The 23,171-nt window shown below is 46.1% G+C and carries 20 protein-coding genes and 7 tRNA genes; 12 read left to right on the forward strand and 15 right to left on the reverse strand.

All coding sequences use genetic code 11. The annotated features are described in order from the left end of the window. Positions 1–177 precede the first annotated feature (177 nt). The 4 genes from AC1HDJ_RS05040 to AC1HDJ_RS05055 all read left to right on the forward strand — a co-directional run bounded on the left by AC1HDJ_RS05040 (position 178) and on the right by AC1HDJ_RS05055 (position 5,419). Positions 178–1,779 carry a peptide ABC transporter substrate-binding protein gene (locus AC1HDJ_RS05040; RefSeq protein ID WP_479533887.1) on the forward strand — a complete coding sequence of 534 codons (1,602 nt, stop codon included), beginning with the start codon at positions 178–180 and terminating at the stop codon, positions 1,777–1,779. 474 nt (positions 1,780–2,253) lie between these two features. After that, positions 2,254–2,355: a leader peptide SpeFL gene (gene speFL / locus AC1HDJ_RS05045; protein ID WP_479533889.1), complete on the forward strand. Its 102-nt coding sequence runs from the start codon at positions 2,254–2,256 to the stop codon at positions 2,353–2,355. Positions 2,356–2,706: 351 nt separating this feature from the next. Continuing rightward, a complete protein-coding gene (speF, locus tag AC1HDJ_RS05050; RefSeq protein WP_479533891.1) occupies positions 2,707–4,869 on the forward strand; it encodes an ornithine decarboxylase SpeF in 2,163 nt (720 codons plus the stop codon). A 301-nt stretch (positions 4,870–5,170) separates the two neighbouring features. Then, a complete protein-coding gene (locus tag AC1HDJ_RS05055; protein ID WP_479537010.1) occupies positions 5,171–5,419 on the forward strand; it encodes a GIY-YIG nuclease family protein in 249 nt (82 codons plus the stop codon). 80 nt (positions 5,420–5,499) lie between these two features. Here the strand turns inward: AC1HDJ_RS05055 and AC1HDJ_RS05060 are convergent. The 12 genes from AC1HDJ_RS05060 to AC1HDJ_RS05115 form a co-directional block, all read right to left on the reverse strand. Further along, positions 5,500–5,575, reverse strand: a tRNA-Thr gene (locus AC1HDJ_RS05060). 10 nt (positions 5,576–5,585) lie between these two features. After that, positions 5,586–5,661 (reverse strand) — tRNA-Phe (locus AC1HDJ_RS05065). Positions 5,662–5,772: 111 nt separating this feature from the next. Next, positions 5,773–6,786, reverse strand: coding sequence for a succinylglutamate desuccinylase/aspartoacylase family protein (locus AC1HDJ_RS05070; RefSeq protein WP_479533893.1), 1,014 nt, complete (start codon positions 6,784–6,786; stop codon positions 5,773–5,775). 318 nt (positions 6,787–7,104) lie between these two features. Continuing rightward, entirely contained in the window at positions 7,105–8,580 is a 1,476-nt protein-coding gene (gene yfcC / locus AC1HDJ_RS05075; protein ID WP_479537012.1) for a putative basic amino acid antiporter YfcC, read from the reverse strand. Positions 8,581–9,008: 428 nt separating this feature from the next. Next, positions 9,009–9,084, reverse strand: a tRNA-Asn gene (locus AC1HDJ_RS05080). A 26-nt stretch (positions 9,085–9,110) separates the two neighbouring features. Further along, positions 9,111–9,186: transfer RNA gene (locus tag AC1HDJ_RS05085), tRNA-Phe, on the reverse strand. A 14-nt stretch (positions 9,187–9,200) separates the two neighbouring features. Continuing rightward, positions 9,201–9,276, reverse strand: a tRNA-Asn gene (locus AC1HDJ_RS05090). Between the two features lie 70 nt (positions 9,277–9,346). Continuing rightward, positions 9,347–9,422: transfer RNA gene (locus AC1HDJ_RS05095), tRNA-Phe, on the reverse strand. Positions 9,423–9,533: 111 nt separating this feature from the next. Continuing rightward, positions 9,534–10,718, reverse strand: a complete 1,185-nt coding sequence (locus AC1HDJ_RS05100) for a NupC/NupG family nucleoside CNT transporter (protein ID WP_479533895.1) — start codon at positions 10,716–10,718, stop codon at positions 9,534–9,536. Positions 10,719–10,936: 218 nt separating this feature from the next. Beyond that, entirely contained in the window at positions 10,937–12,190 is a 1,254-nt protein-coding gene (locus tag AC1HDJ_RS05105; RefSeq protein ID WP_479533897.1) for a CD0519/CD1768 family membrane protein, read from the reverse strand. Positions 12,191–12,287: 97 nt separating this feature from the next. Then, positions 12,288–12,363: transfer RNA gene (locus AC1HDJ_RS05110), tRNA-Asn, on the reverse strand. Between the two features lie 193 nt (positions 12,364–12,556). After that, positions 12,557–14,464 (reverse strand): BglG family transcription antiterminator, encoded by a 1,908-nt coding sequence (locus AC1HDJ_RS05115; RefSeq protein WP_479533899.1) that lies wholly within the window; start codon positions 14,462–14,464, stop codon positions 12,557–12,559. Positions 14,465–14,825: 361 nt separating this feature from the next. Here AC1HDJ_RS05115 and AC1HDJ_RS05120 point away from each other — a divergent pair, with 361 nt between their 5' ends. From AC1HDJ_RS05120 to dagF, 8 genes are all read left to right on the forward strand, one after another. Then, on the forward strand, positions 14,826–15,140 hold the full coding sequence (locus AC1HDJ_RS05120; protein WP_479537014.1) for a transcriptional regulator: 315 nt from the start codon (positions 14,826–14,828) through the stop codon (positions 15,138–15,140). A gap of 1 nt (position 15,141) precedes the next feature. Further along, a complete protein-coding gene (locus tag AC1HDJ_RS05125) occupies positions 15,142–15,501 on the forward strand; it encodes a glycine-rich SFCGS family protein (protein ID WP_438623634.1) in 360 nt (119 codons plus the stop codon). Further along, positions 15,502–15,801, forward strand: a complete 300-nt coding sequence (locus tag AC1HDJ_RS05130; RefSeq protein ID WP_479533902.1) for a DUF4312 family protein — start codon at positions 15,502–15,504, stop codon at positions 15,799–15,801. It abuts the gene before it with no gap. Between the two features lie 30 nt (positions 15,802–15,831). After that, positions 15,832–16,608 carry a DUF4311 domain-containing protein gene (locus AC1HDJ_RS05135; protein WP_479533904.1) on the forward strand — a complete coding sequence of 259 codons (777 nt, stop codon included), beginning with the start codon at positions 15,832–15,834 and terminating at the stop codon, positions 16,606–16,608. Between the two features lie 77 nt (positions 16,609–16,685). Further along, positions 16,686–17,333, forward strand: coding sequence for a DUF4310 family protein (locus tag AC1HDJ_RS05140; RefSeq protein ID WP_479533906.1), 648 nt, complete (start codon positions 16,686–16,688; stop codon positions 17,331–17,333). A gap of 67 nt (positions 17,334–17,400) precedes the next feature. Then, on the forward strand, positions 17,401–18,546 hold the full coding sequence (locus AC1HDJ_RS05145; RefSeq protein WP_479533908.1) for an amidohydrolase/deacetylase family metallohydrolase: 1,146 nt from the start codon (positions 17,401–17,403) through the stop codon (positions 18,544–18,546). Next, positions 18,530–19,651 carry a DgaE family pyridoxal phosphate-dependent ammonia lyase gene (locus AC1HDJ_RS05150; protein WP_479533910.1) on the forward strand — a complete coding sequence of 374 codons (1,122 nt, stop codon included), beginning with the start codon at positions 18,530–18,532 and terminating at the stop codon, positions 19,649–19,651. The genes AC1HDJ_RS05145 and AC1HDJ_RS05150 overlap by 17 nt, the downstream gene beginning before the upstream one ends. A gap of 3 nt (positions 19,652–19,654) precedes the next feature. Further along, a complete protein-coding gene (dagF, locus tag AC1HDJ_RS05155) occupies positions 19,655–20,395 on the forward strand; it encodes a 2-dehydro-3-deoxy-phosphogluconate aldolase (protein ID WP_479533912.1) in 741 nt (246 codons plus the stop codon). 137 nt (positions 20,396–20,532) lie between these two features. On the opposite strand, the gene mltC is transcribed toward dagF, so the two are convergent. The 3 genes from mltC to mutY all read right to left on the reverse strand — a co-directional run bounded on the left by mltC (position 20,533) and on the right by mutY (position 23,063). After that, the gene (gene mltC / locus AC1HDJ_RS05160; protein WP_479533914.1) at positions 20,533–21,612 is read right to left on the reverse strand and encodes a membrane-bound lytic murein transglycosylase MltC; all 1,080 of its coding nucleotides are present in this window, start codon (positions 21,610–21,612) and stop codon (positions 20,533–20,535) included. Between the two features lie 61 nt (positions 21,613–21,673). After that, positions 21,674–21,946 (reverse strand): oxidative damage protection protein, encoded by a 273-nt coding sequence (locus AC1HDJ_RS05165; RefSeq protein WP_438623626.1) that lies wholly within the window; start codon positions 21,944–21,946, stop codon positions 21,674–21,676. Between the two features lie 4 nt (positions 21,947–21,950). Then, positions 21,951–23,063 (reverse strand): A/G-specific adenine glycosylase, encoded by a 1,113-nt coding sequence (gene mutY / locus AC1HDJ_RS05170; RefSeq protein WP_479533917.1) that lies wholly within the window; start codon positions 23,061–23,063, stop codon positions 21,951–21,953. Positions 23,064–23,171 lie beyond the last annotated feature (108 nt).

A 23,171-nucleotide genomic window follows, 5' to 3' on the forward strand; every position in this document is an offset into this window, starting at 1 on the left:
TAACGTCAGTAGCAACATCAACAAAAGCCTGCTCTTTTCCGAGCAGGCTTTTTTTCTGACTGTATGCCACTGTAAAGCAAGCGCAGTGTTTTGCTAGCTTGATCCAAAACTGGGTAATTGGCGGCGATTAAGTTATCGCTCATCCATAAAATGAAGACTTTTCAGGGAGGAGATGCAATGAACACAACGTTTGGCATGCTTTTGGGGGTAATGTTGCCCCTGTGCGCGGTTGCCGCAGATGTTCCTTTGGGCACCGACCTTGCCAAACTGCAAGTGGTTGTGCGGGCAAACGGGAAAGACCCTTCGATGCTCGACCCCAATATTGCCGATGCGGATTTTGCCACACAGGCGGTACTTTCCGATCTGTTTGAAGGCTTGGTGCAAGAGGGCGATAACGGCGAAAATATACCGGCACAAGCCGAACGCTGGGTTACGTCACCGGATGGAAAATCAATGACATTCTGGCTGCGCGAAAACGCCCGCTGGTCTGATGGTTCGCCGGTAGAAGCCGCTGACTTTGTCGCCGGATGGCAGCGCGCGGTTAACCCGAAAACCCGCCTGAGTAACCGAAATTATATGGCCGAAGCCGGTATTGCGAATGCCGATCTGATTGGCCGCGGCAAACTGAGCCCTGATAAACTCGGTATCAGTGCATTAGAGCCAAAAGTGCTGAAAGTGACCTTTGATAAACCCATGCCGTTTTTTATGTCAATGCTCTCATTACCTGCCTTCATGCCGGCCCCGTTGCAACAACTCAAGCAGGGTATCAGTTACCCGCAAGCCCCGTTTCTCAGCAACGGCGCGTTTATGCTGGCAGAGTGGGCGAATGGTAAATCATTGCACTTGAACAAAAATACCCACTATTGGGATAGTAGCAAGACCATATTGACCAGTGTGATTTACCTGCCAAAACCGTTTGTTAAAACCGATATTGCGCACATTGATGATGGCCAGTTGCACATGACTGACAGCATACCCGGAAGCCAGTATCGGGCGATTCAAAACAGCGTTCCCGAATCACTGCGCCCGTTTAATTTGCTCGGGTTATACCAGTTAAGTCTGAATAACCGCCGCCCGCCACTGGTTGATAAAAATGTGCGTCAGGCGCTCTCTATGGCGGTTAACCGTGAGTTAGTTACAGATACGCTCAGTGGTCAGCTGGTCAAACCGGCTTATACCGTGATCCCCGATAATGTGCCGCAATACCTTCCGGTTAGCGTTGAGTTTGCCAATGATCCATTCCGTTTACGTCAGGATCAGGCGCGTAAACTGCTGGCGCTTTCCGGTTTTACGCCGGATAACCCGCTGCAAATTACCTTGTCATACCGTGATGATGATGAACAAGAGCGCTTGGTGAATTCGGTAGCCTCAATGTGGAAAGTGATCGGCGTAAAAGTTGAGATGAATCGCCTCACTGATCCGGCTTTTCGTGCTACGCGTTACACCAACCACTATGATGCGGTTGCCACCTATATTTATGGTGACTATAACGAACCGTCGGCACTGTTGAATGATTTTCGTTGTTACAGCTTGGCCAACTTAAGTGGTTATTGTAATAAAGAGTTTGACCTTATTTTGGATCATGCACAATCGGCTGCTGCTGATAAGCGTGGTGTATTATATCGCCGAGCAGAAGAGCTGTTATTAACATCTACACCGTTAGTTCCGGTATTTCATGATACGAAAACCCGCTTAGTCAGTGCTACGTTACAGGGTTTACCGCAAGTCAGCCCGCGTGGAATAGTGCTGAGTAAAAATTTGTATCTCAGTGCATATTAGTGCTGTAATTATTAAGGTTATTTATTTTCAGAGGGGGCACCCTCTGAAATTTACACTTATTATTGAATAACCACTAAACCTACAAATATTGCATAACGGTCTCTTGCTGATTATTTCAAACCGTAATCTTGTTTGTTTATTCGTATTTAAATATACTTTTTTGTCCATTTTATTTATTCGTGATGCGATTCACAGCCGGTGTAAATGTTGAACGTAATCGGCAAGAAAGTGATCACCATCAAATTAATCAGGTGGGTAATCCGTAAGATACCACGCTATAGCCTAGTTGCATAAAGCGTAGCTACACCATTATTGCTGTTGTTGCAGTTACTTGGTATCACAAAGTAAACCATATGGTTTATGGCATGTGATCGCATATTGGCGAATTTTCGGCTACCGGTTATTAGGTAAATAATCTTGATTTTATCGTGTATATACTACACATATATCGTGAAAAAGTGTTCAGGAGGGGATGTGAAAGGGTTATCCATCATGAAACATATCCGCCGGACAAGGCATTTAATGATGCCTGTATACCGGAGCTACTTTTCATACGCATTTTTCATTTGCAGGTAACACTGTGGAATATTGATAAGAAGCCAGGTGCTGATTATCGTGTACCCTATTATCTTTCTGGGATTAATTGAATAAACAGACAATTGATCCAGTCTGCCAATTACACAATAAATAATTGTAGTTAAACGATGCTGTTTTACATGTATTTATGTGTGTAAATATTTATTTAGGTAGGGAGGGAGGTTAAATATGGCACATCACAATATTCTTACACGCTGGCGTAATACTCATCTGCGGCATATGTTCTTCTTTTGATTGTTAACTGAAGTTAACACCAGAGCATCTGTCTATATTTTTAAATATCATGATTTTAAATATCATGATTTTAAATATCATACGGTTAATCATACTATGAAATCATTAAAAATAGCGGCCAGTGAAAGTACTCTATCCTGCTTTGATAGTGAACGTGAAATTACTTCACTTGAGAATACCGATTTTTCCGATATTGGCGCGGTGGTTGTCTCTATCGATGATATTGAACAAGGCATATTAGATAAGTTGCACCACACCGGTTTAACTATTCCGGCATTTGCGGTGGTACATGAGGGTGAAGAGCTCGCTTCCGATGTCTTGCCACAGGTTCACAGTGTGTTTGAACTGGGCAAAGAGAGCACTGATTTTTACGGTAAACAACTTGAATCAGCGGCAGCCCGTTATGAAGAGGAGCTTCTTCCGCCATTTTTTAATACCCTGAAAAAGTATGTAGAAATGGGGAATTCAACCTTTGCCTGCCCGGGGCATCAGGGCGGGCAGTTCTTTCGTAAACATCCGGCGGGCCGTCAGTTTTTTGAGTTTTTTGGCGAAACACTGTTTCGTTCAGATATGTGTAATGCTGACGTTAAGCTCGGTGATCTATTGATCCATGAAGGCGCGCCTTGTGCAGCACAAAAACATGCGGCAAAAGTCTTCAATGCCGATAAAACCTATTTTGTGCTTAACGGAACATCAGCTTCAAACAAAGTGGCAACCAATGCGCTATTAACGCGCGGTGATTTGGTCTTGTTTGATCGTAATAACCACAAGTCAAACCATCACGGCGCACTGTTGCAAGCTGGTGCAACACCGGTTTATCTGGAAACGGCTCGTAACCCGTTTGGCTTTATCGGCGGCATTGATGCGCACTGTTTTAATGAGCAGTATTTGCGTGATGAGATCCGAAAAGTTGCACCGGAAAAGGCCGCCGCTCAGCGCCCGTTCCGTTTAGCGATTATTCAACTCGGTACTTATGACGGTACTATTTATAACGCGCGCCAAGTTGTTGATACTATTGGCCATCTGTGTGATTACATTCTGTTTGACTCTGCATGGGTGGGTTACGAGCAGTTTATCCCGATGATGAAAGAGTGCTCACCGTTATTGCTTGATCTGAATGAAAATGATCCGGGCATTATCGTGACCCAATCTGTGCATAAACAGCAGGCTGGTTTCTCACAAACATCGCAAATTCATAAAAAAGATCGCCACATTAAAGGGCAAGATCGCTACTGCAACCATAAACGTTTTAACAATGCGTTTATGATGCACGCCTCAACCAGCCCGTTCTATCCATTGTTCGCTGCGCTGGATGTCAACGCGAAGATGCACGACGGCGAAAGTGGCCGCCGTTTGTGGATGGACTGCGTTAAAACCGGTATCGAAGCGCGTAAACTGCTGCTCAACACCTGTAGTATGATCAAACCGTTTGTACCGCCAATGATTGACGGGCGCAAATGGGAAACCTTTGATACTGATATCATGGCCAATGATCTGCGTTTCTTCGATTTTGTGCCCAATGAAAAATGGCATGCCTTTGAGGGCTATACCGCGCACCAATACTTTGTTGACCCGTGTAAATTTCTACTGACTACACCGGGTATTGATGCTGCCAGCGGTGAATATACCGAGTTTGGTATTCCGGCGACCATTTTGGCCAACTTCCTACGCGAAAACGGCATTATTCCTGAAAAATGTGATTTAAACTCGATTCTGTTTTTACTCACACCGGCAGAAGATCTGGCTAAAATGCAGCATTTGATTGCCCAGATTGCCCGCTTTGAGCACTTGGTTGCCGAAGATGCACTGCTTTGTGATGTGCTGCCAAGCATTTATCGTGCGCACGAAGCCCGTTATCGCGGTTACACCCTTCGTCAGCTCTGCCAAGAGATGCACGATTTGTACGCCAGCTATAACGTTAAACAGCTGCAAAAAGAGATGTTCCGCCAGTCACATTTCCCGAAAGTGATGATGAACCCGCAGGATGCTCATCTTGAATTTGTGCGCGGTAACGTTGAACTGGTGGCACTGTGCAAAGCTGAAGGGCGTATTGCTGCTGAGGGCGCGCTTCCTTATCCACCGGGTGTACTGTGTGTTGTACCGGGTGAAGTGTGGGGCGGCGCTGCGCAGCGTTACTTCTTAGCGCTGGAAGAGGGGATTAACCTGCTGCCGGGTTTTTCACCTGAGTTGCAAGGGGTGTATATCCAGCAAGAGCCTGACGGCACACAACGCGCTTATGGGTATATGATCAAACAATAAGTCAGTCAGCCATATTTAGTTAGCTCTATATTGGCTAACACTGATATTGCATTCACAATGCCCTTCCTATCGAAGGGCATTTTTTATGGTACTTGAGAGGCTCTTATAGCCGTTTTTTGTGTGTATGATACAACTTGATGAATCACAACTTCACAGTGACCCCCTCAGCATGCCAGAAGCACAGACCTTTTTTGACGCCAATACTACCAATACTCAGACTCTCAAGCAGAGTACTGCATCTGAATGTTTGCCAGAGATAGGCCAAGCACCACTCTTACCGGCGGTAATCTGGTCGGTTTATATGATCAGAATGGCCGACGGGCGCTTATATACCGGTATTTCAACCGATGTGGCACGCCGCGTAGAGCAGCATCAGCAGGGAAAGGGGGCTAAAGCGTTGCGTGGTAAAGGGCCGTTAACACTGGTCTGGAAGCAGGAAACTGATAATCAACGCAGTGCATTACAGATAGAGTACCGAATTAAACAGTGGCGTAAGGCAAAAAAAGAGGCGTTTATCGCTAACCCTTGCGTACTTGTTGGTCGTGAATAGCTTGAATAAGTAACAGGGGTTAAATGGGTGGGATAAAGCAGAAACAAAAAAGCCTCCAGATATCTGGAGGCTTTCTTATATGGTGCTGGCTATCGGAATCGAACTGATGACCTACTGATTACAAGTCAGTTGCTCTACCTACTGAGCTAAGCCAGCGTAAATCTTGTGGTGCCCGGACGCGGAATCGAACCACGGACACGGGGATTTTCAATCCCCTGCTCTACCGACTGAGCTATCCGGGCAGCTCGTGGGACGTATTAAACGGTTTTTCAGCTTTTCTGTCAACGATAAAAATGCAAAAATCAGCGAAAACAGTGTGTTCGGTGTTTTTTTCATCGCTAGCGCGCAAAAAATCAACTGCGGTGTAAAATTCTGACCAATAAACTGCCTGCTTCACGCAGCGGGTCACTATTAATACTCAATACCTGTCCGGCACGAGGTGCGTAATAGCGCTTCACTTCATTGCCAAAAGCATCCCACTGAATCGCCACCAGTTGCTCGGCAAACACCGCATCGCCAATCTGTACTTGTGGCAGTGCATAACCGCTGCTATTGGCGCGCAATGTGGTTGTGCTAGTGCCTTCGTAACAGTGTTCGGCCACAAAACTATTCACCGTACCGGCCAACATGCTTTCGGCACGCAAAATATTTTCGATACCCTCTACACTGCGGTTAACCATATCGGGCTGATAACGTTTAGCTGTGCCGACCTCTACAGTAATACAAGGCACATTACGGCGGTTCCACTCGGTTTCCAGCACACCCGGATCGCCTGGATCATCCAAAATACAGTCAGGATTCATTAGGCGGGCCATACGCACACACTGGTCAATACGGTAATCGGCAAATACATACAGCGGATATTCTGCGCCGCGGGTTTGCGTATGTAAGTCGACCGTAAAATCGGCATTCGGTGTGAAAAGATGATCCCACAAATTGGCTAAATAGCGGCCAGCCGCCGTGTTGTGCTGATGATTTCCGGGAAACAAACGGTTCAAATTCACCGGAGAGGCATCAGGATCATTGGGAATAAAATCGCGGCTGCTGCCCAAAATTCCGGGCAAGTTTACACCCGAAACAATCGTCACTGTGCCGCTTAGTGTGGCGGTCTCTAACGAGCGCATTAACTGCTGCGCAGTTAACACGCCGTTCAGCTCATCACCGTGCACACCGGCGGTGACCAACAGGCGTTTACCCGGCTGCACTCCTTTAAATACGGTCACAGGAATATACCAGCCTTGGCCGGTCGCCATATCCAGTGGCCGGAAGTAGAATTGGTGCTTTCCTGCCGGTAAATCATCGCTATTTAAATGCGCGATGACCCTTTTACCGTCAATAATATCGGATGTAAAACAGGTTGCAGACATAACAGTCAGTGTTCCGTCAGTAATACGTTATCCACCCACGATACCCGCACTTAGTCTGCGTTATCAAGATCATCGGCTGACTTTAGCGTCGATAATCATAGGGTGGATACAAAACGTAGAGAGATGAAGATGTGAATATAAAAAGGTGGATACAAAAAATACCGTAAGACACCTTGCATCTTACGGTATTAATAGCCGATATTTTTACGTGATATGCTTATCTGATATCGTTATCTGGTACATCTACCCAACATATTAATTAGACAAACTTACCCAATCATGGCCGATCATGGATAGCCTGCCATTGATGATGCGGTATTAGCTATAGCCAAACCACTGAGCCAACACAACCACGATACTGGCCATAACAAACAGCAGCAGCATAAAGCGCCAGCAAAAACGCGCCCAATCGCCCCAGTCAACACGGCAGACACCCAGCGTACCCATCAGTGAGGCCGAGGTAGGTACAATCACATTGGTAAAACCATCGCCAAGCTGGAAAGCCAGTACCGAAACCTGACGGCTCACGCCAACCAAATCACCAAGTGGTGCCATCAGCGGCATCGTCAGTGCAGCCTGACCTGATCCCGAGGTTACAAAGAAATTAAACACAGACTGGAAGGTAAACATAAACCATGCCGCAACTGAATCATGCATGCCGCCAATCAGCCCTGAGGCACTGTGCAAAATACTGTTGAGCACGCTCGGCTCATCAGTGCCGCCACTGCCAACCATCAGCAACACCCCTTTGGCCAGACCAACCAGCAGGGCAGGGGCAATCATCACTGCCGCACCTTCACGAAATGAAGAGGCGATATCATTTAATGTCATGTTATTGAGGCGAAAGACCACGGCGATCAGGCCGGAAATTAAGCCCATGGCAAAAAACTGTGAAGCAATTTCAGGGATATACCAAGCATGAACCACCACGCCCCAGATAACCCAAACAGTTACCCCGATAACGGTCGCCAATACCAGCCAATCACCCAGCACAAAGCGGCTGTCGCGCAGCTCGGCAGTTTGGTTACGAAAATGGGCATCGGTACGATAACTGTAAGATAATGTAGGGTCTTTACGCACTTTAGCGGCATAGCGCATGGTAAAGGCCATACCAACCAGCGTAAACAAGCACCACAGTACAATCCGCACACTGGCACCTGAAAGCACTGGAATACCGGCAATACCTTGCGCAATGGCAACACTGAACGGGTTCATCCACGAAGTGGCAAAGCCGATTTGAGTGGCGATATAGGTCACCATCACGGTGGTGATGCTGTCATAGCCTAAGCGCACCATCAGCGGGGCAATGATAATTGCAAACGCAATCGCCTCTTCACCCATCCCAAATACCGCACCGCCCAGTGAAAAGAGCGTAAACATGACGGGGATAAACAGCAGCTCGTTGCCTTTGGTTTTATCGATCAGCCGCAAAATGCCGTTATCGATAGTGCCGGTACGCATAACAATGCCAAATGCACCGCCAATCACCAGCATAAACATGATAACGCCGATCGCCGATCCCCATTTATCACCAGAAACCAGCCCTTCAAATGGGAAGTTCAGTAAACCGATATCTCCGCCGCTGGCGAACACTTTAATCGGCTGATAAACGGTATCACCGGCGGCATCTGTTACATAAGCGAATGATTCAGGGTTAACCACTTTGCGTGTTTTTTCTGCACCATCAATCACATAGTGCACTTCCTGATTTTGGAATGAACCTACTGGAATTACATAGGTCAGCGCCGCAGCAAGGATCCCAACAAAGAAGATAATGACCAAGGTATCTGGCATTTGCCAACGGCTGGCAGTGCCGCCCAATTTGTTCTCAGCAACAGGCTCGCTCATGAATTCCGTATCCTAGATTTTTATTTGAATAATAATGCTTAATAGTGAATATAAATGTCTTCAATGCGCATACTAAGGCAAAGAGGTTTTGTGCGTAAAGCATAAAATTCAATGGACGTAGAATAATTGATAAGAGGTTGGATAGAGATAAAACGATATGTCGGTAATATAGTAAGTCTGTGGCATTTTATCGGGTTTAACCGTATAGAATTTCACGAAAAGTAGATAAAGAGAAAGTAGACAGAAAACAGAACATATCAGCAGAAAAGAGAATAGAACAGATTGTAGAAAAAACAGCGTAGGGGAAAGGAAAGCACAAAAAGGTGAGGGACAGGCAAAAAAAAACCCCGCTCAATGAGCAGGGCTTTTCTGTATGGCTCCTCCTGCAAGACTTGAACTTGCGACATACGGATTAACAGTCCGCCGTTCTACCGACTGAACTAAGGAGGAATTGAATTTTGTACACTTATACGCGATGGTGCCCGGACGCGGAATCGAACCACGGACACGGGGATTTTCAATCCCCTGCTCTACCGACTGAGCTATCCGGGCAGCACGTATAAATTTGGCTCCTCCTGCAAGACTTGAACTTGCGACATACGGATTAACAGTCCGCCGTTCTACCGACTGAACTAAGGAGGAATTATTCTTGCTGTTTTCACAGCTTACAACGCTTAACCAATTTCTCAGTTCACTGAGTGACAATGAGAAGTGGTGCCCGGACGCGGAATCGAACCACGGACACGGGGATTTTCAATCCCCTGCTCTACCGACTGAGCTATCCGGGCAGCGCGTTGTGGGGCGTATTAAACGGGTTTTAGGCTTTTGAGTCAACACCCTTTTGCAATAAATCCCGTTTAATACAGCCGTTTGGCTTATTTTTCAACGAAATGGTTATTTTATAGCATCAATCCGGCAATCATGGCGGAAAGTACACTGACTAGCGTTGAGCCGTACAATAAACGCAACCCAAACCGTGAGACCATATTCCCGCGCTCTTCGTTTAGCCCTTTGACTGCTCCGGCAATAATCCCGATAGAGCTGAAGTTGGCAAAAGAGACCAGAAAAATAGAGATAACGCCAACGGTATGTGGTGATAATTCGATGGCTTGTTTTTTAAGCTCCATCATCGCAACAAACTCATTGGTGACCAGTTTTGTGGCCATAATGCTGCCTGCCTGCAGTGCTTCGGTATGCGGAATGCCCATCAGCCAAGCGACTGGGTAGAACAGGTAGCCGAGCGTGTTTTGGAAGCTTATCCCAAACAACGCACTGAAAATGTGGTTAATCATTGAGATCAGCGCAATAAAACCAATCAGCATAGCCGCGACGATTACCGCAACTTTGAAACCGGCCAGAATATATTCACCCAGCATTTCAAAGAAGGTCAGTGATCTATTTTCTGACTCTATTTCCATCAGATCATCTTCTTCATTGCTGTCATACGGGTTGATGACTGACAAGATAATAAAGGTGCTGAACATGTTTAAAGTCAGTGCGGCCACAACATAACGCGGTTCAATTAACTGCATGTATGAGCCGACGATAGACATGGATACGGTCGACATGGCAGTTGCTGCCATGGTGTACATGCGCCGCTCTGAGATCCGGCTGAGGATGTTTTTATAGGCAATGAAGTTCTCTGACTGGCCAATGATCATGGCACTGATCGCATTGAATGATTCAATTTTTCCCATGCCGTTGATTTTTGACAGTAATATTCCGATAAAACGGATCACCACTGGCAATACTTTGATGTGTTGTAGGATTCCTATCAATACTGAAATAAACACGATGGGCATCAGCACTTGCAGGAAAAAGCTGAATTCGCCGACATTGAGTAAGCCACCAAATACGAAGTTAGTGCCGTCAGCGGCATACGCCAGCAATTTATTGAAAGCATCAGATAAACCGGTGACCAGATCTAGCCCGATTGACGAGTGCAGCAAAAAATAAGATAAGAAAAGCTCAATGACAATCAACTGAATGATATAGCGGACTTTAATCTGTTTACGATCTTTGCTGACAAGCAGGGCGAGAACAAAAACAACAAATAGGCCGAGCAGAAAGTGGAGGATTTTCATAAAAAAGATACCAATGCGGCTCACAAAATAATAAGCAAGATACTGTATATAGGGTTTTATAATTTGAAGTGTATTACAAAAATACGCTTACTTACATTTATCATGCAAATGTGGCAGCCAAGTGGCATAACAGAGAGGCGATTACCCGGTTCACGGGGGGATGCCTGCGTGAACCGGTGGTAGTGCGGGGATATGCTTAATCGGTATGTGAGATGGATTTAGCCAAACAGCATATACAGCTGATGTGCGCTGATTCCGGCAACAAGGCCGCCGAGGGTATGCGCGATAATGGCTCGTGAAGTTAAAAACCGGTAACCCAGCGCATCAAGCATAGCTGTGTGGGTGCTTAAAAAACCGCTCCAGCACATGCCCATGGCGGTAAAGACCGCAATTTCGTTGCCAGAAATAAAGCCTTTACTGATAAAGGGGGGCACTAATGACATTGCCGCACCTACCGCACCAAGTGAGGTGGCCGGAAATGCGATCAGCTCTGGATGCTTAAAGCCAAACAGTGCATCAAACAACCAGCCGGCTTTTCCGGCCAGTACCGGCAGCAACCCAACCCCCTGAAAAGCTTCTCCGGTATAACCTTGCGCGCCGGGGCCAAAGGTCAGCAGCATAACAAAGGTGCTGATAATCAGTACGCCGGGGATCACCGCCATACCCAGTTCAACACCGGATTTCCCGCCATCAAGCAGGGCATTGAGCACCCGTAACCAGATAGGGGCGGTATCTTCAATCACTCTATTTTCCGGCTCGCAGTGAGAGGCATCGGAAGTTAATGTTGATGATGAAGCTGGCGATGAGTGGGTGAGTGTTACTGTGGTATTCACGGTATGGGTTGATGAAGGCTCATCAAGTGGCTGATCCCCAACCAGTGGCCGAATCATGCGCTGCATCAGGCGGGTGCTGACGATTGAGCCGATTAATGCGCCAGCTAGCCCCAGTAACGCGGCTTTAACGGTATTTTCTTGTGAGTTAAGTTGTAGTGTCGCCATAAAGGTGACCACAATCAGCCCCATCCCAAAAGCGGTACCAAAGTTGGTCAGTGAGATCAGTTGCCACGGGCGCAGCCCACGCCGAAAACGCGGGTCTTTTGCCAAGCTGATAACTGCCGGATTATCGGAGAAAAAGGTCATTAATCCAGCCAGTGCAGCCCGGCCAGGCAAGCGATACAGCGGGCGCATCAGGGGGGCGAGCAGCACTTCTAGTAGGCGGATCACGCCAAATTCACTGAGCAATTGGCTCAATGCGCCGGAAAGAACGGTGATCCCCATAATAAAAAGAATGGTGTTCAGTAGCAGTTGATGTGCGGTATTGAACAGGGTGTTGACCATAGCCGATAACCCCATCACATGGCCAAGATAGCCAAAAAGTAGCCCTAACATAGCAAGAACTAAAACTGGCTCAACCCACTGTTTTATTGATGATACACGAAGGATTGCGCTGTTATCTGGGCTTTGCGTAGTCATTTCACACCCTAAGTAATTTTTAAGGCAGGAAGAATAGCGCTTTAGCGGGTGTTGCGGCAATAAAAAAGCCCCGCTCAATGAGCGGGGCTTTCGTATGTGGCTCCTCCTGCAAGACTTGAACTTGCGACATACGGATTAACAGTCCGCCGTTCTACCGACTGAACTAAGGAGGAATTGAACACCTGTTTACCGTTTAGTGAACTCACCCAGTGAGGTTAAACGATCTCTGCCAGTAATCTACCAGCAGTGACGAGATATTCATCCCGAAACAGCGGGCGGAACTATAACCGCTTTACCTACCATTGTCATCTTTTTTTTAAAGTATTTTGCAAAAAAATAACCTGTTTAGTCTGTACTTGGTTATTTTTAATGCAGATTGCTCTGTGCTATCAGTTTAAACTGCGCAAAACTGTGGGCAGTGAGCAATGCTTTGGTTTTTTTATCGTTCATTAAGGTAACAAACAGTTCATATAGCGCCATGGCTTCTTCGTATTCTGATTTGGTGATAGCCAGCAAGAAGATGACATGCGCTTTTTCACCTTTCCCCCACTCGATACCCTGCGGCGATAACACCGTAAATACGGTAGTTTTATTTGCTAATAGCCCGAGTGAGTGTGGCAGGGCGATCCCTTCGCCCAGCATGGTCGACAGAATATTCTCACGTTCAACCAGTGATGGGTGGAAATCTGAATTGATATAGCCCTCGGTTTCGAGCTGTTTACACACTTGTATAAAAAGCTGATCTTTAGTGATCTCTTTTTCCAGAACACAAAAGTGCTGCTCGTGAAAAAAACGTTCAAGTACATACGGTTTAATGCGATCTTTTTGCATTAAATGGCCAATCTCGTCGAGTTGGTAATCGCTTGGAAACAGGGTGAGTTGTACAACGGGTTTATCTCTTGCTGGCAGTGGCATGGAACTGATCACAAAATCCTCTTCAATGCAGGGTAAGCATTGATAATCACTGATTGATTCTAGCCGTTTAATCACCAACTCTGGGAATTTGCGTTTGATAATAGTTTGCAGCATACGGGTGGTCGATTTACCTGAATCACAAACCAGTAATGCTGTCGGGTAGTGTTCATATCCGATGTTATAGTGCCGAACAAGCCCGACTCCGATATGAATCACAATATACCCTATTTCATCTTCACTGATACGGTATGCAGTCTGTTTTTCCCATGCTGACAGTGCAGATAAGGTTATATCGTATGCCAGTGGGTAATATTGTTTAATATGATCACGCAGCGGGTTTTGAATATCAATATGGTGTTGTAAACGGGTGATCATGCTGGTGGTGTGAACAATTAAATCATGCTCAAGTTGTGTGTCGTGGCGTAAATCATAGTTATAGTACTGGTTGATATAGTTCAGTAAATGGCTGACTAACTGCAGGTGTTCATTATGTTCCGGAGTAAGATTGACGTTGTCATGATCTTTGCAACGTGAAGCAATCTGAATACAGAGATAATCAATCTCAGCCGAGGTATTTAATCCGATTTTATTTGCAATATCTTGTGCTGAGAGATAAGCCGCTGAATGGACCATATTGGGTTTTGCTGTGGATTTTTGTTGTAGTGTATAGCCAGCTTGATGGCGAATTACAGCGGCTAAACAGTAAATAGATATATATTTTTCACCTTCAACCCCTGTTTTTATTTTGTGATGGCTACACTCGGTTTTAACAGTATTAAATATCTGCGTGGTGGATAGCTGAGAAAGGTGTTGTTGAATAAACTCATTTTTAAATGTGCCATTTTCACACTCAGAGAAAAGTGCATTGGCTAAACAGGCCCTCACCGATTCTTCTTTGCCAAATAAAGACATGCCGTGTTTAGCTTTGCTCTCTATGGTGAGATGGTATTTTTCAATAATTGCTCTGATTTCTAACAGGTCATTTTGTAGTGCGCCGCGGCTGATAAACCAGTTATCGGCAATCTCGTTGAGCTTTATATATTCATGATTTATCAGGAATAAAATAAGCAGGCATTTTATCCGCTCTTGGGCAGTTCTTGGCGTTAAATTGTGTCGAGTGCCCTGTGTTAAAAATTGCTGGTATTTATCTGCATGTGTAATTTGTAGTTGATAACCTTTCCCACGTAAGTGAATAAACTCAGCACCCTGATCGGAAAGTATATCATTGAGTGTATTAATGTCACTGCGTACCGTTCTGGTTGATACATCGAGCAGTTCTGATAATGCCTCTTGGGGTAATGTTCGGTCTTGCAGGTGATTAAAAATATCATTTAATCGTTGGTGTGAAAAATAAGGCATTTTGTTATCTCGCCGTTCACTACAGTGTGCAAGCCATTCATACTGTGATCTTGATAGCAGATAATGACGCTATCTTGGTATCAAGTGATCGCAATTTTTGCTTTTCACTGCATTTCAATATTTGAAAAGATTTATAGAATCTATTTGTTTCTCCCAAAATTTAAAGCATACAAGGCAAAAAATGTGAGTCAGGTCAATCCTGATAGGGTGATTTCCAGTTTTAACTGGAAAAAGAGGAAATATACCCCTTTAGCAATGTGCGTTAGGGTGAGTGCATTGATAACCATCGAGATAAGGACATTGTATTTTGCTAACTGATGAGAATGTTTCTGTTCATGATGATACTGATTTTTTGCAGGAAATTGACCAGCAAACACAATTAACGCTGCTGCAAATCAGCAATATGCTGAATAAGCACGGTATTTGTCAGGATGACGTGCAAAAGCAAATGCTGGCATCACATATTAAAGCTATGGTGCGCCGATCAAAAACGGGTGAGCCTCTGCCTGAGATTGATCTCTCGTTATTTGATGAGATTTCGGCATTTTCATTAGCACGGGCAAAAGAGGTGGTCGCGTTATTTGATAATTTAGCCTTTGAAGAAGCACATCTACTTTCGGTTCATTTTGAAGTTGCAAAAGAAAATGAATTAAGCGCAGTGAATGAGGGAGCATAAAATGATTAAAGTTGTGATTGGTGATCGTTTAGGTAAAGGGCAAAAAGTGGGTGCAGGTGTTGAAACTGCCGGAGCACAAGTGGTTGTTATTCCTGGTATGGCCGCCGATATGAAGCTGGGTGATACGATGCACCGCGAGCAGGCTGATTTGGGTATTTCATTTTGTGGCAGTGGTGGTGCTGGGGCAATTACCGCACAAACTAAATATGGCTATAAATCACGTTATGGCATGCGTTCGATAGAAGAGGGCGTGACTGCAATTAATGAAGGGTGTACGGTATTGGGTTTTGGTTTCATGGATAAAGAAGAGCTAGGCCAAAAATTGGTGGAAGCTTTTGTTAAAAAACACGGTATTGCTTAAATGAAAGAACAATTTACCTCAACAGTCACAGTCAGCGGGAAAGGGAACACCAAGCAAAGTGCATTTGCCGCTGCACTGAGTCAGGTTCAAAATAAAATGTTAAAGGAGTCATCACAGGTTCTTTTACGAATTGAACCTGTTGATGTCACTATCATCAACGCAACTCATCGTACGATCATTGATAAATTTTTGTTTTTCTTTTTATCTCGCCGTAAAGATGAATTCTCGGTGACATTAGATGTTAAGGTAAATGTTTCTACTGTTGATCCAGAGAAAATAACATTCACGAACATAAAATAATATGCACATCTCTTTAATAAGGGGAGCACGATGTTCTTAGCTATATTGCTTAAATCGCTAATTATTGGCGGCCTCGTCGGGGTTGGATTAGGTGCCGGTGCAGCACGAATGTTTCATGCTCCTACCGTTCAGGGTATGGGCGCATTCAGAACTTTAGGTGAATTAAACTCGTGTGAAGGTGACCCAGCATCACACTTCTCTTTTGGTTTAGGTTTTTTCTTTAATGCATGGGCATCTACTGTAGCAGCCGGTGCTTTTACTCAAGATGTTGACCACCGTATTATTCCGCACTGGGGTGTTTCTGCGCTGTTAATTAAAGATCGTAATGTGGCCACCACATTGCACGATCCGAAAAAAATGGCTATCGCCTGCGGTATTATTGGTGCAATTGTTGTTGCCTTTTTAAACTCAACCGCATCAGCCGTACCGGCTTCACTGCAAGTTACCGCCGTTAAAGTATTAGTACCGGCAGCAAATTTACTGGTGAATACTGTTATGCCGGTTATTTTCTGGTTGGCGGCTATTGAAGCAGGAAAGCGTTCAGGCTTCTGGGCTACTATTTTTGGTGGTTTAGCGCAGCTGATAATGGGTAATGCCGTACCAGGTTTGGTGCTGGGTATTCTAATCGGTAAAGGCGTTGAAGAGAGTGGTTGGAATAAAATTACCAAAAGCATGCTAACAGCAGTTATTGTTCTGTTTGCGCTAAGTGCTTTCTTCCGCGGGTTTGATATGAAATTACTCAGCTCTTTCCAGCTTGATATTCCAATGTGGCTCGATCAACTTCATCTTAGCATTAGCGGTAAATAATTTGTTAGGTTGAATATTACATTGATCAATAGGCACATCACTCAAAAACAGGTGCAGTAATTAAGTAGGAAACCATTATGGATGAGAGTATAAAAAATAATTTCTGGTACGCAGACTGGTCATTCCCTATTTTTGTTGGATTATTATCATCAGGCGTTTTTGCCGGAACACACATGTATTATGTCTACGGTATGGGGGCATTTAACGAAGTTGCATTTGTTTCTATGCTACGTGCGGGCATGGATACCGGTGTTTATGGCGCAGTTGCCGCATTTGGTGCGAGTTTTCTTTTTGCACGGATTATTGAAGGCTCACTAGTTGGTATTCTCGATATTGGCGGTGCTATTCAAACCGGTATTGGTTTGGGTGTTCCGGCATTATTACTAGGGGCGGGGATTGTTTTTCCGGTTGAAAATTTTGCCGCATCACTGGTGACTGGTTTTGCTCTTGGTATTGCGGTAGGGCTTATTATTACCACTACCCGTAAATTTACCATTAACCAAAGTAACTCCACTTATGGCGCTGATGTCATGATGGGGGCAGGTAACTCTTCAGGCCGTTTTCTTGGCCCTTTGATTATCCTGTCAGCTATGACAGCCTCAATTCCAATTGGTATTGGCTCATTATTAGGCGCACTGGGTTTTTATGTTTGGAATAAACCTATCACCGGTGGCGCTATTTTAGGTGCAATGCTACTCGGTGCTCTCTTCCCTGTATCACTGTAATCGGCTGTTATTAATTTAGGCGCTGTTTTTAACAGATAAAACAGCGCGCAAGGGAAAGGAGAGCATTGTGAATAGCTATGATTTAATTCTTCGCCGTGGCCGCACAGTTGACGGGCAGTTAATTGATATTGCCGTTCAGGCAGGAAAAATAGCCCTTGTCGGTACAGTGCCGCCAACGGCCAGCGCGCAAGTTGAGCATGATCTACAGGGCCGTGTATACCTGAGTGCCGGCTGGATAGATCTGCATGTTCACTGCTATCCGCACTCCCCAATTTATAATGACGAGCCGGATAATGTGGGCATCGCCTGCGGCGTGACCACCGTTGTTGATGCAGGCAGTGCCGGAGCAGATGATATTGATAACTTCTATCGTCTTACTCGGCAGGTCAAGACCGAGGTTAAAGCTTTACTGAATGTCTCACGCATTGGCTTGCTGCGACAAAATGAGTTGGCACAGCTTGACGACATTAATGAACAGGCTGCGCATTCAGCCATTGCTAAATACCCTGATTTTATTGTGGGATTAAAAGCCCGCATGAGCAGCAGTGTAGTTGAACATAACGGCATTACACCGTTGTTAATGGCAAAAAAAATCCAACGGCAGCACCCGTGTTTACCGCTGATGGTGCATGTAGGCAATAACCCGCCTACGCTAGATGATATTGCTGACTTATTAGATAAAGGCGATATTATTACCCACTGTTATAACGGAAAGCCAAACCGTATTCTGAATGAACAAGGGCAACTGAAGCGCTCTGTACAGCAAGCGCTTGAGCGCGGCGTACACCTTGATGTTGGGCACGGCAGCGCCAGTTTTAGTTTTGCCGTTGCTGAGCAAGCTATCGCGCAGGGCATACTTCCCCACACAATCAGCTCTGATATTTACTGCCGCAACCGTATTCAGGGGCCGGTCTTTGGGCTGGCACATATCCTGTCAAAATTCTTAGCCATTGGGCTTACCCTGCCGCAGGTGATTGCTTGTGTCACCGAGCATGCAGCAGATGTGCTGCATTTTGACCAGAAAGGGGCACTGAAAGCGGGGTTTGATGCCGACCTAACTCTGTTTGAACTGCTCGAACAGCCCTCATTTTTTGTGGATGCAGAACAACAGCAGAAGCTTGGCGCAGTCCGCATTGCCCCTGTAGCCACTGTACGTGCAGGTGAACTCTTTATAACCGAAGAAGGAAAAGCACACGATGTCTTCTGTTTATAGCCAATATAACGTTAAACCGGTGATTAATGCTTCCGGCAGAATGACCGCACTCGGTGTATCAACCCCATCAGCCACGGTAGCCCAACGCGTTGATTTTGGTTTAAACCACTACTTTGAGATTAAAGATCTGGTGGATAAAACCGGTGCCTATATTGCGGATATGCTGAAAGTGGAAGATGCCGTAGTTGTATCGTGCGCCTCTGCCGGATTGGCACAATCTGTTGCTGCGATGATAGTTCGCGGAGATCGCTATCGGTTGGAAAACCTACATGCGCATAGCCATCCAGTGCCGAGTGATATCGTGCTGCCAAAAGGGCATAACGTCAATTTTGGCGCGCCGGTAGGGACGATGATTACTTTGGGGGGCGGGCGAATTGTTGAAGCGGGTTACGCCAACGAGTGCTCGGCAGAGCAGCTTGCTGCCGCTATTACGCCGAATACTGCTGCGATTGTGTACATCAAATCACACCATTGTGTGCAAAAAAGTATTTTGTCGGTCGAGCAGGCCGTCAGTGTTGCTCGTCAGCATAACCTTCCGTTGATTGTTGATGCGGCAGCAGAAGAAGATCTGCAACTGTACTACCAGTTGGGTGCTGATCTGGTCATTTACAGTGGCGCAAAAGCCATTGAAGGCCCAACCAGCGGTTTGGTACTAGGGAAAAAGCAGTATATCAACTGGGTTAAACAGCAGTCAGCCGGTATTGGCAGAGCCATGAAAGTGGGAAAAGAGGGCGTTCTTGGCCTGACTTTAGCGATTGAAGAGTATTTGCAGCACGAGAAAGAGAGCGGACAGCAGATGCTGGAAAAAATGGCAGATTTTATCACTCAGCTTAACACCCTGACGGGCGTGTACGCCAAACCGGTATGGGATAGCGCAGGGCGTGATATTGCCCGTACCGAGATTGGCTTTGATCCTGCCCTGACTGGCATCAGTACCCCTGAAATGGTCAGCCGTATGCAGCAACATACTCCGGCCATTTATTGCCGTGCATATCGGATGAACGAAAACAAAATTGAAATGGATGTGCGCAGCGTACAGCAAGCTGAACTTGCGCAAATTTTTGCTGTTATTCAGCAGATCCTCTTGTCAGTACAAGGAGCATAAATCATGCAACTCACCCCGAATTTTTACCGCAACCGTGTATGCCTGAATGTACTGGCCGGATCAAAGCAAAATGCCCAAGAGGTTTATCAGGCCGCGCAGGGGCACGTGCTGGTTGGTGTGCTTTCGAAAAACTATGCTGACCTTGATAGTGCCGTTGCCGACATGCGTGACTATGCCGGATTGATCAATAATGCGCTTTCAATTGGTTTAGGGGCAGGAGATCCGAAGCAATCGGCAATGGTGTCAGAGTTGGCCGGTATTTTACAGCCGCAGCATGTTAATCAGGTTTTCACCGGTGTGGCAACCAGCCGTGCGTTGTTGCGTCAATCACAAACGGTAGTAAATGGTTTAGTTTCACCCACTGGCAAAGTGGGTTGGGTCAATATCTCAACTGGCCCACGCAGCTGTGAATTTACTCCCGCACTAGTCCCGGTTGATACAGCTATTGCCATGTTGCAGGATATGGGGGGCAGCTCGATTAAATACTTCCCGATGGGCGGTTTAGCGCACCGTGAAGAGTACCAGTGTGTGGCAGAGGCCTGTGCACGCAACCAGTTTGCGCTAGAGCCAACCGGTGGGATTGATCTGGATAATTTTGAAGCGATTGTACAGATTGCACTTGATGCTGGAGTCGAAAAAATCATCCCGCATATTTACAGCTCTATCATTGATAAAGCCAGCGGTCAGACCCGACCGCAAGATGTTGCTACTTTGCTCAACATCACTCAGCGGATTGTCGGTTAATCATAATTAAGCATACGGATTACGCTGATCTTTGATTGCCTAATATACAAGGTATCCTCCCGCAGAATAAAAAGCCCCGCTAAGAAAATAGCAGGGCTTTTTGTTTGCTGGTTATATGCTATGACATACAACAGTAGTTAAACGATACGCCCACGGTAACCTTTTTGTGCCGTATTCACTTTGTACAGATAATTCCGCGCCTGTGCTGATGGGTGTCTGGTCGTCAGAATATTGTAAATTTCATCAGGGCTCAGGCTGTTTATCATATCAACGGCTTTTTGCTTATCTTGCGAGAACACCCGCAGTACCGCACCTGCACCACCGTTATAGGCCGAGATCATCGCATAGCGGCGTGATGCCGGATTACGAATTTGGCCCAAATAATTGGTCTGTAAAATATGCAGATATGCCGTACCGGTATCGATATTCTTTTCCGGATCAAATAGGTAATCGCGGCTCGGAGAGCCATCTTGGTTTTTCACCAGCCGGTAAACATCCCGCCCAGCAGTAGTTTGTACCACCTGCATGAGCCCCAGCGCATTGGCCGAGCTGACTGCATACGGGTTAAAACTTGACTCAATCTGCATGATAGCCAGAATCAGGCTCTCATCCACATTATAATTCTTCGATGCTTTTCGTACGATATGGATATATTTTTTTGCCCGATAATTCAGATGATTAGCAATCATCGGCACTTCCAAATACCACACCGTTTGGTTACCGATTGCGCGGCTTTTTAGCTGCGTGCGCAACAACACATCGGCAAAACGCTCGGCGCGCCAAGGCGTTGAAATCGGCTTTTTCTCATCATCGAGCACCTGTCCGGTTAAAAACGGGTGTTTGCTGATCGGTACATCACTGTCAGAGAACAGATCAATACCGGTCGGATCATCACCCATCAATAATGTGTGAACCAGTGCATTTTTTAGCTTATCTTGCGGATTACGGGTAGAGATAGTTTCAACAATCACCGAGCCTTTTTCAAAATCGATATGGCTGCGGGTTTGGTAATGGTCAGTGTATTTTACGTAATCTTTACGGGTTGCAACCAGCATCTCATTGAGTCCCCAAAGGTCTTCAATATTGGCTGCAAACTGCCCCATAAAAATATCAAAACCATTGGTATCTTTTACGTAAAGATCAGGGTTCTCTTTTGGTTTACTGGCACAAGACGCCAGCAACGGAATAATCAGACAAAGTGCGAGTTTTTTCTTCATAGTTCAGGCAGTTCCAAGAGAACCAACACCGCAAGCTGCTGGTTCATCTGTGGTTTTATTATTATTCACTCGGCGGAGTGTAACCATCAATCTGAACATCCTGCCCTTCAAACAGGAATTTTACCATCTCCTGCTCAAGGAACTGGCGGTGTTCAACATTCATCATGCTCAGTTTTTTTTCATTGATCAGCATGGTTTGTTTACTTTGCCATTCAGCCCATGCCGCTTTAGAAATAGAGTCATAAATGCGCTTACCCAATTCACCCGGATAGAGCTGAAACGCCAACCCTTCGGCATCTTGCTGTAAACGAGCACAAAAAATAGTCCGGCTCATGGTGTTACTCCTCGTCAGATAGTGCGTCAGGTAACTGGCGCAGTAAACGTTCGACCGGTGCGGCTAACCCGACCGTCTGTGGTTGCGCTAATTTATACCAGAGACCCGGCCCTGCATCCATGCACACCTGTGCTTGGTCAGCAAAAACCAGCAATGGAATGATATCCAGATGAAAATGGCTGAACGTATGGCGAAACGCCCCTAACTGGCGTTGTACCCGTAATCCACGCTGCGCTAGCCACTGCAGGGCTTCATCACGCGTAGAAAATTGCGGAAAACAGAACAATCCGCCCCATAATCCACTGGGCGGGCGCTGCTCAAGCCAGACCTGAGCCTGTTCGGTGCTAACCGTGGCCTCACCTGTCTGTGCCGTGCTCATACGATCGACCAGCAACAGCAAATAGCCCTCTTTTTCCGGTAATGTTTGTTTAGGCTTTTTCCCCGGATATGCCGCCCAGCTCTCTTGCGCATACGCGATACAACCTTTGGCCAGTGGGCAGAGGCTGCATTTAGGTTTTGAACGGGTGCACACCAGCGCGCCTAAATCCATCATCGCCTGATTAAATGATGCCACATCCTGTTGTGGTGTTACCTGTTCACTCAGTGCCCACAATTGATTCTCAACCGCCTTTTGCCCCGGCCAGCCATCAACTGCATAGCAACGCGCCAGTACCCGTTTAACGTTACCGTCTAAAATCGGGTAGTGCTGATTGAGTGCCAGCGATAACACCGCACCTGCGGTTGAGCGGCCAACACCGGGCAGCCCGACAACCTGCTCATACGCGGTAGGAAATATTCCCTGATACTCAGCGGCCACCTTTTGTGCTGCCTTGTGCAGGTTGCGCGCACGGGCGTAATAGCCTAAACCTGTCCATAAATGCAGCACATGATCAATCGGCGCTGCCGCTAAATCAGTCACGGTTGGAAATTGCTGCATAAAACGTTCAAAATAGGGGATAACCGTGGCAACCTGAGTCTGCTGTAGCATGACCTCAGACAGCCACACTTTATAAGGTGTTTTATGTTGCTGCCAGGGTAAAGTTTTGCGCCCAAAAGCGTGATACCACGCCAAAACGGCCTCAGAAAATGCAGTAGCATCAAGAAAATGGGTCGGCATAACAGACTCTGTTTAACGGCAAAGGCGGCGATTGCAGCATACCTGCAGCGTGCTGTAAACCCGATCATGATGCAGGGAATCAACATTCTACTGCGGCTTTACTTGCTA

Source organism: Plesiomonas sp. ISS29, assembly GCF_056522795.1.

Excerpts from the sequence above, each read along its gene's own strand:
- speF (WP_479533891.1), top strand. The coding sequence starts at position 2,707 with ATGAAATCATTAAAAATAGCGGCCAGTGAAAGTACTCTATCCTGCTTT.
- AC1HDJ_RS05105 (WP_479533897.1), bottom strand. The coding sequence starts at position 12,190 with ATGACTACGCAAAGCCCAGATAACAGCGCAATCCTTCGTGTATCATCA.
- AC1HDJ_RS05140 (WP_479533906.1), top strand. The coding sequence starts at position 16,686 with ATGGATGAGAGTATAAAAAATAATTTCTGGTACGCAGACTGGTCATTC.
- AC1HDJ_RS05165 (WP_438623626.1), bottom strand. The coding sequence starts at position 21,946 with ATGAGCCGGACTATTTTTTGTGCTCGTTTACAGCAAGATGCCGAAGGG.
- AC1HDJ_RS05135 (WP_479533904.1), top strand. The coding sequence starts at position 15,832 with ATGTTCTTAGCTATATTGCTTAAATCGCTAATTATTGGCGGCCTCGTC.
- AC1HDJ_RS05040 (WP_479533887.1), top strand. The coding sequence starts at position 178 with ATGAACACAACGTTTGGCATGCTTTTGGGGGTAATGTTGCCCCTGTGC.
- AC1HDJ_RS05130 (WP_479533902.1), top strand. The coding sequence starts at position 15,502 with ATGAAAGAACAATTTACCTCAACAGTCACAGTCAGCGGGAAAGGGAAC.
- mutY (WP_479533917.1), bottom strand. The coding sequence starts at position 23,063 with ATGCCGACCCATTTTCTTGATGCTACTGCATTTTCTGAGGCCGTTTTG.
- AC1HDJ_RS05150 (WP_479533910.1), top strand. The coding sequence starts at position 18,530 with ATGTCTTCTGTTTATAGCCAATATAACGTTAAACCGGTGATTAATGCT.
- AC1HDJ_RS05100 (WP_479533895.1), bottom strand. The coding sequence starts at position 10,718 with ATGAAAATCCTCCACTTTCTGCTCGGCCTATTTGTTGTTTTTGTTCTC.
- AC1HDJ_RS05115 (WP_479533899.1), bottom strand. The coding sequence starts at position 14,464 with ATGCCTTATTTTTCACACCAACGATTAAATGATATTTTTAATCACCTG.
- mltC (WP_479533914.1), bottom strand. The coding sequence starts at position 21,612 with ATGAAGAAAAAACTCGCACTTTGTCTGATTATTCCGTTGCTGGCGTCT.
- AC1HDJ_RS05055 (WP_479537010.1), top strand. The coding sequence starts at position 5,171 with ATGATCAGAATGGCCGACGGGCGCTTATATACCGGTATTTCAACCGAT.
- AC1HDJ_RS05125 (WP_438623634.1), top strand. The coding sequence starts at position 15,142 with ATGATTAAAGTTGTGATTGGTGATCGTTTAGGTAAAGGGCAAAAAGTG.
- yfcC (WP_479537012.1), bottom strand. The coding sequence starts at position 8,580 with ATGCCAGATACCTTGGTCATTATCTTCTTTGTTGGGATCCTTGCTGCG.
- AC1HDJ_RS05070 (WP_479533893.1), bottom strand. The coding sequence starts at position 6,786 with ATGTCTGCAACCTGTTTTACATCCGATATTATTGACGGTAAAAGGGTC.
- dagF (WP_479533912.1), top strand. The coding sequence starts at position 19,655 with ATGCAACTCACCCCGAATTTTTACCGCAACCGTGTATGCCTGAATGTA.